This is a genomic window from Terribacillus sp. DMT04, assembly GCF_019056395.1.
Classification (GTDB): domain Bacteria; phylum Bacillota; class Bacilli; order Bacillales; family Amphibacillaceae; genus Terribacillus; species Terribacillus aidingensis_A.
Map to the genome: position 1 here is coordinate 1,160,666 of NZ_CP077639.1, position 14,153 is coordinate 1,174,818.

The following is a 14,153-nucleotide window of genomic DNA, read 5'->3' on the forward strand; positions in this document are numbered from 1 at the left end:
GTCGCTTATTCGGCATATTGAGCTCTTGTCTACTAAAATTCAATACTTTACAAGAAAGGAGGACATAGTTTGACAGAACTATATATTTTCGGCCAAGATGACCAGCTGCTTACAGTTATCACAGAATCCACAGGGCTTGTCAGCGCACCTTTCCGAGAGGAATTAAACAAGGTGTCTGATACGCCTTTTTCTTTTACCGTCGAGGCTGATACGGAAGAATCCCAGCATGTAAAAGAAGAGAATCAAGTCGTATTCAAAGACAAGGATGGCGACTTGCGGCTGTGCGTTATCAAGGAACTAGATGACAGTGACGGCGCGGATGGTCCAGAAACAACAGCTATTTGCGAGCCGGCGTTCATGGAACTCAAAGAACACATCATTGTAGACAGACGCTTCACCGACAAAGAGGCGCAGGTCGCATTAGATGCTGCACTGGAAGGTTCGCGCTGGGCAGGAGAAGTGGAAGTATCGCTGGGTACCTATTCCACGAACTTCTACTACATGACCAGTATTGACGCTATCTGGAACATCCTCGAAACATGGGGAGGCGACTTTAAAGATGTAGTCGAATTTGTGGAGGATACCAACCAGATTAAGCGGCGAGTTATCAAGCTGCAGCAGCGACGGGGCGTTGATCGCGGCCAGCGCTTTGAAATTGACCATAACATCACAGAAATTCAGCGAACAGTCTTGTCTTACCCGGTTACTGCAATGTACGGCCGCGGCGCTTCCCTCGAGACAGAAGGCGGCGGATATACGCGCTATCTCGATTTTGCAGAAGTGGAATGGAAGAAAGAGAATGGTGATCCGGTAGATAAGCCGAAAGGAAAGAAATGGGTTGGGGACCCGGAGGCTTTGCAAGAGTATGGCCGTGTCCATGAAGGTAAGCTACTACACCGTGAAGGCATCTTTAGCAATCAAGATTACGAGACGGCGGAGGAACTGCTGCAAGCAACGTGGCAGGCACTGCAGGAAGCAAAGGAACCAGAGGTTAATTACAGCCTGTCTGTGGAACTGCTGGAGCATCTGGCGGGCTATGAACATGAGTACGTGCAGCTGGGCGACACTTCTCGAGCGATTGACCGTAACTTTTCACGACCGATTGAAATACAGGCACGCATCATCGCAATGGAATATGATCTAGTTGATATTGAAGGAACTGCTACCGTAGAAATGGGGCAGTTCCTTTCTGTTAATTCGGACAATCGGCTTCAACGCGTAATCGAGACCATCGATGGCAACCGTGGTAAATGGGAGCATATATCAAATGACCATTTTCCGGATGTTGTGCCGGCAGTACCTTCAAATATAAAAGCGGAGGGGCTGTTTAAGTCCATCCTACTGCAATGGGACTATACTGGTGAGATTTATATAAAGCATTACGAAGTGTACGGGTCTCAAGTTCAAGGATTCGTGCCACAACCGCAACATTTGCTGTATAGAGGTAATGTCTCATCTTTCTCGCACGCTGTAGAGACAGAACAGAAATGGTATTACCGAGTAAGAGCAGCTAATCACCAAGAGCGAGCAAGCGACTACAGCCAGGAAGTATCAGCAAGCACCTTGCGTGTTATCAGCGACGATATTCTGTTTGGTGAAGACATTGCAGCCCAACTCCGGGAACTGAGTATGACCGCCCAACTGCTTGCTGATGGCAGTATCAATTTTGAGCAGATATCGGAAACGGCTAGGGAGCAGATTAAGCAGGATTCTACCAAGTATACGGATGAGCAAATTACTACTGCAAGAAATGCTCTTATCCAGAACATCGCTGCTAAAGCCGATTTGGAATTTGTGAATGGTAAGTTCAAATTTTCGGATGAAAAGCTGCAGGAGTTAGATGGCGAGATTGTGGAGCTTACAAACAAGACAATCGCTTATAATCAAGACTTTGTGGAAGTAAAACAGAGCGTTGATGATGTGAAAGGCTCCATTGAAACAACAATTCAGCAGGTTAATGGCATTGATGATACCGTAAAAGACCAGCAGCTGCAGATTAAGCAGAATGCAAAAGGCATCAGTAGCAAGGTCAGCACGGACACCTACCAACAAGATGCAGCTACTATAAATCGGAGATTCGAGAATGTAAACAGTGAGTTCTCCCAGCAAGCGGGATTAATTCAGCAGCGGGTTACGGAAACGAAGTACAACGAAGGTATTAGCGGGCTGCGGCAGGCTATTGAGGGCATTGAGATTGGCGGTACAAATTTAATCCGGAATTCCCGTTATTTTAAGAATGTCGAGGGCTGGGTAGGGTCAACTCAGATGCCTGTATCTGTTACTGCTAACGGTAATCTTCTAGTTGAGATTATCACTCCCGTTACAGCGCATCATTTTTGGACGAAAATAACTGAGGATATAGAAAAAGGTGTTCCTTACACTTTAACTATGAAAGCAAGGTCAAGTGACATAGGCTCTCCATCATTTGTATTAGCAGATTCAAATGGCGGGGTATTTTTTGATTCTATGAATGTTCCTGATTTTTCGCAACCAGATGTGTTCGAGATACTAACTTCTCAATTTACCCCTGTAAATGATGGTGATTTAACGCTTGCAACGAGTTCAACTGGAAGACCGGATGGATGGTATCTAGAAATTGAATGGATTAAGTTAGAACGTGCAAACAAACCTTCTGCTTGGTCGGCAGCTCCAGAGGACTACCTGGATAGGTTTGTGAGGAATGAGTCCGACATCAAGCAACAAGCTGGGCTAATCAGCCAAAAGGTAAGCCAAACAGTGTACAAAACCGACCAAGATAAAGTCGTCGAACAGTTGGCAGATCACACATCCTTGATTGAGCAGACAGCGAAGAAGATTGAATCGAAGGTTGAGTCCAGTACCTTCAATAATTTGCAGCAAACTGTAAGCGAACAGGCAGCCACAATTGAACAGCAGGCTGGGCTAATTAGACAGAAGGTTGATTCGTCTATGTTCAATAACTTAAAAGGAACAGTGGAAAGTCACACAAGCCAGATCAAGCAGCAGGCAACTCAAATATCGCAGCGGATTACTAGTACAGAGTTGAAGAGTGCTATTGATAGTGTTACAAAGAAGTACATCACATCAGGAACTGGCTCGAGTAATTATGGGAAATGGACAAAGATATTTGATCTTGACATATATAATCGATACTCGTGGGTTTCGCTAGATTTTTCATTTATAGGTGGTGCAGATGGTGGATCTAAGACAAGATATGGAACAGGTTTTGCGAGGTTAAAACAGCAAAATAGCATGGGGAGCCCGCCTTTATGTCAATTAGAAATTAGAGAATCAACTGGCATTAGCGAAAATGATTTCGTCTATGTAGTTACGCAAAATGATTCAAGCAAAACTGTTATGACTGTTTATATGAAAATATCAAATTCATACGAGAGTTATTACATTAGCCCTGTTTCAATTGCTGGTCAGACTACGCCTAACTTTTATGAAAATACCGGTTTTGTGAGCCCGGTTCCAGGTGATTATGTTTGGGCTAAGCGTAATTTGGTTGCTGGAGATACTGAAAATATAAATGGTGTTCCTTCCGGTGAAGTTACACAAAGGCTTTCTACAGCCGAATCTGAGATTAAACAGCAAGCCGACAACATCGAGCTGCGTGTCCGCAAAGATGGTATCGTAGCTGCTTTAAATGTTTCGTCTGAAGGTATCCGTATCGACGGCAGACTGCACCATATCACCGGCACTACCCTGATTGACAGAAGTGTTATAAAAGCAGCGCATATTGCCAATGCTGCCGTAGGCAATGCAGCAATAGCCAATGCTGCTATAACAAAAGCGAAAATAGGAACTGCGGCAATAGGAACTGCGCAAATTGAGAACGGCGCTATTACCAATGCTAAGATTGCAAACTTAGCTGTCGATGATGCGAAGATAGCGAGTCTATCAGTTAACAAATTACGAGCTGGTACGCTTGATGCGAATAAGATTAAAATTCGGGGAGGCAGCTCGGTTGACTATATGGATATACAAGGCTCTAATTTAGAGTCTCGTGGTCGTTACAGTATGAGATGGAAGAATAGGTCAAGCACAATTGATGCCAGTCTGTACCTAGCTAATGGCAATTTTCGAGTTGCGAACTGGACAGATGAACGATCAATTTTCCTAACGCCTTACGGATTGTCAACTTTCGCAGATGGTTATGGTGATGGTACTAGTTCAGGGATGTTGGAATTCTTCTCTGAAGAATATGAGAGTAATACACATGGTATAACGTTAGGTAGTCAATACGGTATTACGGGTGTTAAATCAGCGAATAACAGCGTCATTATTGATTCTCATGCATCAGCGAGAATTGAGAGTCGTATATCCCCTGTATACATCAGAGCAGGACATGGTTTACAGCCTTATGACATGACTTTTGCATTCACTCCATCAAGTGATAGCGCCGATAGTTATTTAATGTATGGAAATACAGGAGCGCCAAATGTCGGTTTACGATTCTATAGAGGAGACGGAGATCCACGAATAGCTGTCGTTGACAGAAACTATGCGCGTGGTGGAAATACATGGTTTGATGTAGGTAACATCTCAGCAAACAGTATTGATAAGCGTGACGGCAGTGCTAGTGTCTATTGGAACGGCACAGGTGGCGGAACTCTGCTTACCACTAACCCGCAAACCCCTCTAATGGCTGATGGTGTGCGAGGAACTGCTGAATACTTCTATATCGGATCAGATGGCGGTACTAAAATTACAAATGGCGCGGGTTACAATTACGGCAGAGGGTTAGTCCATAAGCCTATATGGGCCAGTGCATTTAATCAGGTATCTTTAATTGAATATAAGACTAATATCGAAAGGCTATCTGTTGATGCGCTAGACCTAATAAACAGCACCACATTGACAAAGTACAATCTGAAAGCTGATTTAGAAGAAGGACATATTGTAGACAAAGTTGGTCTTATCATTGGTGGAGATTATAGTACCCCTAAGGAAGTTATTAATCCTGATGGAGATGCAATTGACCAATATGCCATGAACACACTAAGCTGGAAAGCTATTCAGGAACTGTCTTCGGAATATGAGAGTGCCGCAAAAGAAATAAACTTCTTACGATTAAGAGTGAGCACTTTAGAACAGCAAATTCAAGACTTAAAAAACAATGCAGCATAACAGGAGGAATAGTTCATGCAAGTAAAAATTGAAAATGCAAAGCTGGGGCAGGCAATCGACCTGCTCTTTAATATGCCATTAAAAGGGAAGAAGTCGCGTCATCGGAGCAAGCTGGTTAAACTGCTGCAGGAGCGACTGAAAGAAGTGGGCGACCAGGAACTGGATCTTATTAAAGAATTTGCTGGAGAGGATGAGGAAGGCAACCCAAAACGTAAGGAAGATGGTAGCTTTGCTATTGATAATCCGAAAGAGTTCAGACAGCAGCAGGACGAGCTTTTCGAAGAAGAATACGTCATTGATGGGGGTGATGCCCAGGGGATGCTGAAAACTGTAAAGGAAGTACTGTTAAATTATGATGAAGAACTAAGTGGCCAAAAAGCTGTTATCTACGACTACTTGTGTGATGCATTTGAGGAAGAAGAAACTAACAAAGGGAGCGAGTAAACATGGAAGACAAAATTACTGTACGAGTTACTGGTGTGAATTTTGAGTACAACGAGGACAACACAGCCATTGAAAAAGTGAACGTAAACTTCACTCTTGTGGATCCGACGCAGCAGTTTTACGGTAACGGAATTACGCCAGTAACCAAGGAAGAGTATGATGCATCTGACATCGCTACGCTGGGTACGCTTATTTCTGATAAGTTGGTTGCAAGATTGCAAGCATAGTAGCAGGAATATACTCTTAATCTGTCGAATAAAGACGGAAAAGGAGGAATAACTCTATGTATTTAGAAAAATATATCGGTAATAATGTTATCGTAAACTTAAATGATGAGGCAAGAGAGGACAAGATGATGAAAATGTTCTACAATACCTCATCGCAAGATAAGGGTATGATAATGAACAAACTTCATGGAGTAGATGGTATAGGAATTTGGATTGATGGTTTTAAAACAACAACTTTGTTTGTTGACGAGAATTTAAAGCCGTTACCGAACGGGGAAGAAGTCGTAGAGGATATGCCATATCATGTATTAATCCCTTGGGCGTATATTCAAGGGGTATCTGTTATAGAAGACCCAAAACTTGATAAAAGAGTTGGTTATAAAATTGATTAAGGTTAAATAGTTAAAGCATCCCAACAGGGGTGCTTTTTCTTTTGAAAGGGGGCGAGAAAAGAAATGGAGGGGGTACCATTGTGGCAGGATCACGAAGAACGAATAAAAAATCTTGAGCAAAATCAAGAAGTGTTAATGACGAAGGTTGATGACCTTTCCGGAACAGTGGAAAAGGGTAACTCAAAAATAGAGCAGGACAACAAGATACTTCGCGATCAAAACAATTTGCTTCTTGAGAAGGTCATCGAGATTAACACAAGGGCGCAAGACAGAAAACATGACATTAAGCTGCTTGATAGAAAAAACATCTGGCAGTTAATTATAACTGTCGGAGGTAGCGTTTCGATTATCCAATTAGTTATTGAATACGTGTTCAAATAAGGCCTGTCGGGACTAGCCGGCGGGCTATTATTATGCACAAAAAAGGAGAGGTTCACATGAAAATCAACTGGAAAGTTCGCTTCAAAAATCCACAGTTTTACATTCAACTGGCACTAGCAATCCTCGTTCCAATCTTAGCTTATGCCGGGCTTACAGCACAGGACCTTACAACATGGCCAACACTTTTCAACGTGTTCGCTGATGCTGTCAGAAACCCGTACGTGCTGTTTACTGTTGCAGTCAGTTTGTATAACTCAGTGGTGGACAATACCACAAAAGGTTTCAGCGATAGCAAGCAAGCTTTATCTTACAGAAAACCAAAGGGGGATAAATAATTATGAGTAGAGTATCATTAGACACGTTGCTAAGCCGTTCTGAAAGAAACATAGGTTCTGGCATGAATGCCATCGTAAAGAAGAGCGCGTTGGAGGTTATTCGACGTGCATACAAGGAAGGAATTAACGTACAAATTTCACACGGAATGAGGACTTATGCAGAGCAAAACGCACTGTATGCGCAAGGACGAACGAAGCCAGGCAACATCGTTACAAATGCCCGCGGTGGTCAATCAAATCATAATTTCGGTTTGGCTGTCGATTACTTCCTCACCACATGGGACGGCAGTAAAGCTACATGGTCAGTAAACAGCGATTGGAGACGAGTTGCTGCTATTGGTAAGTCACTTGGATTCGAGTGGGGCGGGGATTGGAGAAGCTTTAAAGACTATCCACATCTTGAGATGACGGGCGGATTGTCTACAGCGCAATTGCGTGCTGGCAGACGTCCGAGTCTTAAAGATCGGACTGGAACCAAGACTGCAGCACCGAGTAAAGTAGTTAGCGAGCCTGCATCTGGAGGTACCGACTGGGTTAAAGATGCGCAGAAGTGGGCAAACAGCCGTGACTATCCAAGTAAGGCGCGCTTCAAAGAATTGGACGAGGACGGCCTACCTGGACCATTATCTTTTGATGCTTTCCTTCGTATCTATCAATACTTTGGCAAGACTGGCATCGATGGAGAATGGGGTCCGAAGAGTCGTGCTGCAGCTGTTATCCAGGACAAGGACAATCATACTCCTGGTTGGACGCGATTGCTGCAGGCTACGCTTTGCTTGTATGGTTATAAGTTAAAGGTGGACGGTATTTTTGGAAGGAATACCGATAAAGCACTGCGTGCATTCCAGCGATCCAGAGGCATTACAGATGATGGAATTACTGGACCTAACACATTTACAGAAATGTTCAAAGCAGCATAAAAATAGCCCCTCCAATTAAGGAGGGGCTATTTTCTTTTTAATTTTAAATCTTTACTCTTCCTTAGATAAACCTTACATTTTAAAGTGAAATCACTAAGTAAGGAGGGTAAGGACTCCATTTTTTTATCGCGATCGGTTTTATTTGATTTATATAACTTCGAGTTTTGGTCTTCTTCATCAAGCCAGTGAATTAAGTGTTCATGGAAAAGAATTTCTTTACTCTTATTCAATATTTGCTTTAGTATCTCACTAATACCATCTTCTAAGTACAGTTCAACCGATAAGAAATATTCATCTAGACTCTGAACTCGATTGAGTAAGTCAGTTATTAAGATGTCTTTATAACTGATTTGAAGACTTGATTTAAGCCTAGCATAGTCCTTTTCCCATAATTCTTCTGCCCAATCAATTTCGTCTTGTTCAAAACCTTTATCAGCTAGGTATTTTGCTACTTGGAAAAAAGGGGTTTTGGGATTAGGTAAATTAAAGTGTACTTTACCTGAAGTTAGGGTTCTTGTTTGGTTTAAAATGACGTTTACTTCTTTGTACAAGTAAGGAATATGCTCATGCTTTTTATTTCTAAAGAAATCGAGTTTTTTAGCTCTTTCAGAAAAAACATTGTTGAAGTAAATCGTTAATATTGCTACAACAATAGGGAAAACCGTAGTGAATATCGTCGATGCGTTCAAATTTAATCCTCCAATCAAGACTGGTATTCTAGCTATAGCTTATCTTAATAGGAGAATCTTGTAAAAGTGTATACTTTTAATAAGATGGGTCAATACCTTTTCCGTGCAGTGCTTTCATATCCTTCTTATAAATAAACTCAAACGACTCAATTTCGTCCTGCGTGAATTGTGTAAGCTTCGGGTGCTGCGGCGTCAACTCAGGCATTACCTCTTTGTCATCATCCTCACTATCCAAGAAGTCCAGCAAAGCCTGCTGTGAAATATCCATTCTTGCCAACACATACTCTCCATACAATTCAATTCTGATTGGTCTTAACATAATTATCTCCTCCTTTTACCCCTATAATCGCATCTAGAAGTTAAAAGGTGTGATACATATTCCCATCTTTACAATCACTTAAAAAAATTCTCAGCATTGTAGAAATATAAGTCTTCCACTTTACATTTAAATAAGACAGAAAGCTTATATGCATTCTCCAGAGATGGCACTGCCTTGTTATTACACCACTTAGAAACAGACTCTCTGGACACAGAAAGCTTTGCTGCCACTTCGTCATTGGTTAGATCAGACCTCACAATCCATTTGTTCGGAACGACGAGCAGAGCGAGAGGGAAGAGTGGAGACTGGTGCCCATCTTGGATAGTTTTATACATGGAATTCAAATATTTTTTAAATAAATTTCTAATTTGTATGAGGAGTGATTAAAGTGATCACACTAATAGGTTGTGCTTTGATTGGCAGTTCTGTTGCAGGAGGGGCTTATCCTATATTTGAACGCTATTGTTTGAAGGAAAGGTATCGGAAAAGGAAGCTGCGCGAGAATCTTGAAATGGCATTTACGAATGGAGAATTGTACAAGAGCAGAGGGGAGAAAAGAGAATACCCATACGTTTTAAAAGCAGAAGAGCAGGGAGACAAGATGACGCTTGTTTTCAGCGTTCCGAAGGGTATGAATCCAGATGACATTGAAAAGCGTTACTACGTCCTTAAACAGCATTTTGGCAAAAACATTAAATTAGAATTGGACGTTATGCGTGGCATACTCCAGGTGTTTAAAGAGGGACTGCCAAACAAGCTAACATACAAGAAGGAGGAAGCATCCGCAGCTATTCAAAACATTCGTGTTCCTGTTGTATGCGGCCAGTCCCTTGATGGTGAACTGAAGGTATATGACATGGTGGAGAATCCGCACTTGCTGATTAGTGGCGAAACGGGCTCTGGTAAGTCCAGTGAATTGCGAAGCATACTCACGACTTTGATTATGAACAAGCGGCCAGAAGAACTGCAGCTAATACTTGGTGACTTGAAGCGATCTGAATTCCATTTATTTAAGCGGCTGGACCATGTGCAGGGTGTTTACCACTCACCGGCAGAGTTAATTCCAGTGTTATATAAAGTGAAGAGAGAGATGCAAAAGCGCGGAGATATGCTTGATGCTGAAGAAGTAAACAGTATAGGCGAGTTGAAGAGGAAGCTGCCATACATTGTGGTCTGCATAGATGAGGTAGCCTTACTCAAAGGCGAAACTGCAGTTACGGATATTCTTGAGGAGATATCATCGATTGGCCGGTCATTAGGCGTGTTCCTTATCTTATCGATGCAACGTCCGGATGCGAAGCTCCTGGACGGAAAGCTAAAAGTAAACCTAACTGTGCGTATGGGATTCCAGACTGCGGATGCAACTAACTCAAGGATTATCGGGACACCGGGTGCAGAAGATATCAGTGTACCAGGGCGCATGATACTGAAAGTAAATTCAGCTGCAGAAGAGATACAGTGCCCGTGGCTGGATAACCAAAAGGCTAAGCAGCTGCTTGCTCCATATAAGCGAAGCAAGGAAGAAGTGCAGCAGCAGGAAGAGGAACAACATGACGAGTATGCGGGAGTGTTTAATAATGAATAAGCGTGACATGGCTATTATAAAAGATTTAGAGCGATTCCGGGTAATGAGCAGGGATGATATTGCAACCATTCACTTCGGCAAACTGAAGAATCCCATCACCAGTGCAAACATGGTTTTGAAGCGGCTGGCTAGAGACGGGCAAATTGACGTAAGCAAATCATTCAGCCCGTTTGTATATTTTCCATATGGCTCTATTATGAAGCGAAACTCCACTAAGATACCCCACTTTCTCAGCCTAGTCGATGCATATAAACAGATATCTCACTACTACACGCCTCGTAAATTTCAGATAGAACCGAAATTCAGAAAGGGATTAGCAGAGCCAGACATCTACACAGAATTCAACGGCACGTCAATCTTCGTTGAGGTGCAGCGTAATGTGTACTCACAGAAAGTTATGGACCAGAAAATTGAGCGGTATGCTGCGCTCCGGTATTCTGAAGAGTTTAGATCAAGGCAGTTCCCAATCGTCCTAATGATTAGCACTACGCGTTATGACATTAAGAGCCAAGATGTTCGCGTGTTTCAAACTGAATCTATTCATGAGTTCATTCGTAATGCACAGAGAAGCAGGCAACCATCTAAGAAGCCAGCGCAGGGAACTATTAAATACAAGCTGGGATGAATACATTTTAGATGGTATGATTTAGTTGAATTGGAAAATAAGAAATATAGAATCAGGAGGAAATTATGTTTGCGACTTTGTTGATTTTGTTAAGCATTTTATTGTTTCTTGCAGGCATCGGCCTATTAATTACATTCGCTATCTTAAAGAAGAAAGCATGGATTTGGATTTCGTCAGGAATGGTTGTTGTCGCTCCTATACTACTTGTTATTGGGATAGTTACGGCTTTTACAGATGGTGAAGATGTGACTAAACAAAGCGAACCGATTGCTACAGAAGTTTCAGAAGAAGAGCCAGCAGGTGAGGAAGAAAGCATTGATGAGCTGACGCAGGATGAATTAGATGAACAGCTAAAAGAAAAATCTATAGAAGCCGATTATGAAAAAGTTAAATTGGGTGAAGTTAGCAGCGATGAAAACTTGTATGTAGATGGAACTGTAGCCAGGATCAAAGACCCCAACGAATCTTTTCCAAAGTATTACTTAAATACCGAAGAAAGTGATGGAAGCACAGGGTGGTACTTAATATGGGATATGAGAATGAACGGACTACCAGAGGAAGATGATCAATTAAGAGTTTACGGGTCTTATGACGGAAAAGAAGAAGAAACAGGAATACCCATGTTGATTGGAAAAATTATAGAAAAACAATAATTTGTCTAAAGAGTGGCTACTGCAGCTCCTCTTTTTTTTGTGGCTCAGATTAATTGGTCAAAATTACCACTTTATTATTGGTAAGATATACCTGTATTATGAAAACAGGCGCCTAAGATATGTCATGACAATATTTTTACCAATTTCCAAAAAAGGATTTCCATGTGTTCGCATTGTGTGCTAATATAAGAACAAGCGTTCGCTATATAACCAAACAAAAAAGCACATTCAAGGATGAACTTAAACGTGCTCTTACATAAATTTCTGCTTTACTGATCTATACAGAGCAAGAGTATTAGTCAGATACTCAACCTCATCAGGTGTGTAAGATTCTAGGTGTATCGGGTTGTCTGTTCTTTCAAAGAGGTAATCCAGGGGAACTTGGTAGTAGTCAGCTACCTTTAGCAAGGATGTGTAATCCATTTCGCGATTACCCTGTTCATACATTGCATAAGTTGTCCTACCCACTCCTAGAAGTTCAGCGACCGCATCTTGTGTTAGATCATGATTCTTTCGTAATTCATATAATCTTTTGAGTTTCACTATGTACACCCGCTCTCTAAAACATTATAAAGCGGGCATTAACAAATTAAATATGATGTCACGATACGTGTAATAAATCTACTCATACGACACAATTAAATTACAAAAAAGGTGGGTTCATAGAATGGCAAAGGTGGTTGATCTAGATAAGGTTTGTTTAATTTTAGGCATAAAAAAAGAAATGCTTAAAAAAATTATTTTTGTTGAGAACGCAAAAAGCGAAGATAAGTAATTAAATTCTTTGCTTCATCATCAGTAATTATTTCTCCATCAAGTTGAATATTAAATTGCTGCATAAGTTCTTTATCGGATAGCTCTAAATTATTAAGGAACTCCTTCTCATTAGTTGCATATGAGACAGGGGTTTCTTTTATTTTTTCCTCAAAATTGATTGGCTCCAGTAGATCTTCTTCTTCCCAATAATCACATATAACCATTAATTCAACCAATGATGTTGATTTTAAATAACGAGCAAATACTTTTAATGTTTCTGCATTTGGTTTTTGTATATTTCTTTCAATTCTAGATATTGTAGCTTCTGAAATATTTGTTGTATTTGCAAATTCTCTCTTTGTTTTAAATCCGCTTAATTTTCTATTGTTTGCTATGAATTTTCCTATATCTTTGCTCATTTTTATTTCTTTCCTCCGTTTTTCATTTTTTTAAAAAATAAATGTTATCTATTAAAATTTCATTTCCACATAATAATATATCTTTTATTACGTGCGCGCAAGGTGTTTTATTTAATTTGAAATATTACTTGCAAGTTCGAAAGTTATGTTTTATAGTCGAATTACGTCCTCGCAAGTAGTATACGAAAGGAGGTTGATATTTATGCCTAAAACCGTCATCAGGTTAAGAACAAAGGAGTTCATGAAGGCAACAATAGATGCTGATTTGGGCACTGTTACTGAGATGGCTGCAAAAATCGGTGTTTCTTACACACAGCTTTATCGGACTACTCTTCCAGTAGACCACCCGAATTACAACGCACCTGGCACTGCTTTTATTGCAGGAGTTATGTCGGCTTTTGACGCTCCGTTTGAACAATTCTTTTTTTTAGAAAAAAACTTACGAGGGCACAAGTCGGAAGTTAGCTAAGGGGGTGAACAAGATGTCATTGTATGAACATTATCTGACTGAGGATTACGAGTTGCTAACTGAAACACTGGGCGCGCTACACGAAACATGCTTAAGGATTATTGAGATCGGTACAACTGCCGACTTCGAACAGCAAGCTTCTCTTCAAATCAAATTGCACACAGCTCTCACTACATTGCATGCACTGAATCACAAAAAGACCCAGCGTTCTGAAATCGAACAAGCTGAGTCGATAAGGAGGCACATGTTTTGATTAACCGTATCAGGGAGTCTAATTGGACTTACAGAATATTGTTTGTTGCTGTAGCTGGCTTTCTGGCATGGGGTCTTATCAATTCTTACTGAAGGGGGGTGAAATCAATGAAGTGCCCATATTGCCAAAAGGCGCCAAATCAGATTCAAGAGTTCGTAAATAGAGCTAAGGAGGAAATGATAGCACCGGAGGAGTTAGTCAGGTGTAGTGAGGGCACATATGATGCTCGAACAAAACTGTTTTGCTGCACATCCTGTTATATCCGAATCGGAATGCCTGCAAATGATAAGTTACATGAAGCTTTTCGTTATTACCGAAGAGACCACGAACCGATTGACGGCTTAAATGAGACCTACATTAACCAGTACTGAGGGAGGTGATTGAAGTGGAATTAGGAGTAGCTGGATCAATCGCTGTTGAGCAATTTAGCAGTAGCGAAGCAGTAGATGGATCCATAAATAAGTGGCTTAAAGATAATCCAAATGTCGATGTCATCGATATTAAATTCTCATCTAGTGCAAGTCATGAAGACTGGGGCAGCGATGCACTAATCATTTACCGAAAGGAGTCGTAA

18 protein-coding genes are annotated in these 14,153 nt (G+C 41.2%); 13 read left to right on the forward strand and 5 right to left on the reverse strand.

What is annotated here, in order from left to right; genetic code table 11:
• The first annotated feature begins 69 nt into the window (after window positions 1–69).
• The 7 genes from KS242_RS06245 (at window position 70) to KS242_RS06275 (ending at window position 7,811) form a co-directional block, all read left to right on the forward strand.
• A complete protein-coding gene (locus KS242_RS06245) occupies window positions 70–5,112 on the forward strand; it encodes a phage tail protein (RefSeq protein WP_217323487.1) in 5,043 nt (1,680 codons plus the stop codon).
• 15 nt (window positions 5,113–5,127) lie between these two features.
• Window positions 5,128–5,556, forward strand: coding sequence for a DUF1617 family protein (locus tag KS242_RS06250; protein WP_217323488.1), 429 nt, complete (start codon window positions 5,128–5,130; stop codon window positions 5,554–5,556).
• A 2-nt stretch (window positions 5,557–5,558) separates the two neighbouring features.
• Window positions 5,559–5,783, forward strand: coding sequence for a hypothetical protein (locus KS242_RS06255; RefSeq protein ID WP_217323489.1), 225 nt, complete (start codon window positions 5,559–5,561; stop codon window positions 5,781–5,783).
• Between the two features lie 56 nt (window positions 5,784–5,839).
• Window positions 5,840–6,175 (forward strand): hypothetical protein, encoded by a 336-nt coding sequence (locus tag KS242_RS06260; protein ID WP_217323490.1) that lies wholly within the window; start codon window positions 5,840–5,842, stop codon window positions 6,173–6,175.
• Window positions 6,176–6,238: 63 nt separating this feature from the next.
• Complete coding sequence (locus KS242_RS06265) at window positions 6,239–6,556, forward strand: hypothetical protein (RefSeq protein ID WP_217323491.1); 318 nt, start codon at window positions 6,239–6,241, stop codon at window positions 6,554–6,556.
• Between the two features lie 56 nt (window positions 6,557–6,612).
• Window positions 6,613–6,891 (forward strand): phage holin, encoded by a 279-nt coding sequence (locus tag KS242_RS06270; protein ID WP_217323492.1) that lies wholly within the window; start codon window positions 6,613–6,615, stop codon window positions 6,889–6,891.
• 2 nt (window positions 6,892–6,893) lie between these two features.
• The gene (locus tag KS242_RS06275) at window positions 6,894–7,811 is read left to right on the forward strand and encodes a M15 family metallopeptidase (protein WP_217323493.1); all 918 of its coding nucleotides are present in this window, start codon (window positions 6,894–6,896) and stop codon (window positions 7,809–7,811) included.
• A 26-nt stretch (window positions 7,812–7,837) separates the two neighbouring features.
• On the opposite strand, the gene KS242_RS06280 is transcribed toward KS242_RS06275, so the two are convergent.
• From KS242_RS06280 to KS242_RS18305, 3 genes are all read right to left on the reverse strand, one after another.
• Window positions 7,838–8,500 carry a hypothetical protein gene (locus tag KS242_RS06280; protein ID WP_217323494.1) on the reverse strand — a complete coding sequence of 221 codons (663 nt, stop codon included), beginning with the start codon at window positions 8,498–8,500 and terminating at the stop codon, window positions 7,838–7,840.
• A 76-nt stretch (window positions 8,501–8,576) separates the two neighbouring features.
• Window positions 8,577–8,819, reverse strand: coding sequence for a hypothetical protein (locus tag KS242_RS06285; protein ID WP_217323495.1), 243 nt, complete (start codon window positions 8,817–8,819; stop codon window positions 8,577–8,579).
• Between the two features lie 74 nt (window positions 8,820–8,893).
• Window positions 8,894–9,154 carry a helix-turn-helix transcriptional regulator gene (locus KS242_RS18305; RefSeq protein ID WP_217323496.1) on the reverse strand — a complete coding sequence of 87 codons (261 nt, stop codon included), beginning with the start codon at window positions 9,152–9,154 and terminating at the stop codon, window positions 8,894–8,896.
• A 53-nt stretch (window positions 9,155–9,207) separates the two neighbouring features.
• Here KS242_RS18305 and KS242_RS06295 point away from each other — a divergent pair, with 53 nt between their 5' ends.
• From KS242_RS06295 to KS242_RS06305, 3 genes are all read left to right on the forward strand, one after another.
• Window positions 9,208–10,404 (forward strand): FtsK/SpoIIIE domain-containing protein, encoded by a 1,197-nt coding sequence (locus KS242_RS06295; protein ID WP_217323497.1) that lies wholly within the window; start codon window positions 9,208–9,210, stop codon window positions 10,402–10,404.
• Window positions 10,397–11,029, forward strand: a complete 633-nt coding sequence (locus KS242_RS06300; RefSeq protein WP_217323498.1) for a hypothetical protein — start codon at window positions 10,397–10,399, stop codon at window positions 11,027–11,029. The genes KS242_RS06295 and KS242_RS06300 overlap by 8 nt, the downstream gene beginning before the upstream one ends.
• A 65-nt stretch (window positions 11,030–11,094) precedes the next feature.
• Window positions 11,095–11,682, forward strand: a complete 588-nt coding sequence (locus tag KS242_RS06305) for a hypothetical protein (RefSeq protein ID WP_217323499.1) — start codon at window positions 11,095–11,097, stop codon at window positions 11,680–11,682.
• A 252-nt stretch (window positions 11,683–11,934) separates the two neighbouring features.
• Here the strand turns inward: KS242_RS06305 and KS242_RS18310 are convergent, their stop codons facing one another.
• Window positions 11,935–12,234 (reverse strand): helix-turn-helix domain-containing protein, encoded by a 300-nt coding sequence (locus KS242_RS18310; RefSeq protein WP_371747604.1) that lies wholly within the window; start codon window positions 12,232–12,234, stop codon window positions 11,935–11,937.
• 185 nt (window positions 12,235–12,419) lie between these two features.
• Entirely contained in the window at window positions 12,420–12,857 is a 438-nt protein-coding gene (locus KS242_RS06315; protein ID WP_217323501.1) for a helix-turn-helix domain-containing protein, read from the reverse strand.
• 202 nt (window positions 12,858–13,059) lie between these two features.
• Here KS242_RS06315 and KS242_RS06320 point away from each other — a divergent pair, with 202 nt between their 5' ends.
• From KS242_RS06320 to KS242_RS06330, 3 genes are all read left to right on the forward strand, one after another.
• The gene (locus tag KS242_RS06320) at window positions 13,060–13,326 is read left to right on the forward strand and encodes a hypothetical protein (RefSeq protein WP_217323502.1); all 267 of its coding nucleotides are present in this window, start codon (window positions 13,060–13,062) and stop codon (window positions 13,324–13,326) included.
• 13 nt (window positions 13,327–13,339) lie between these two features.
• Window positions 13,340–13,579 (forward strand): hypothetical protein, encoded by a 240-nt coding sequence (locus KS242_RS06325; RefSeq protein WP_217323503.1) that lies wholly within the window; start codon window positions 13,340–13,342, stop codon window positions 13,577–13,579.
• A 385-nt stretch (window positions 13,580–13,964) separates the two neighbouring features.
• On the forward strand, window positions 13,965–14,153 hold the full coding sequence (locus KS242_RS06330) for a hypothetical protein (protein WP_217323504.1): 189 nt from the start codon (window positions 13,965–13,967) through the stop codon (window positions 14,151–14,153).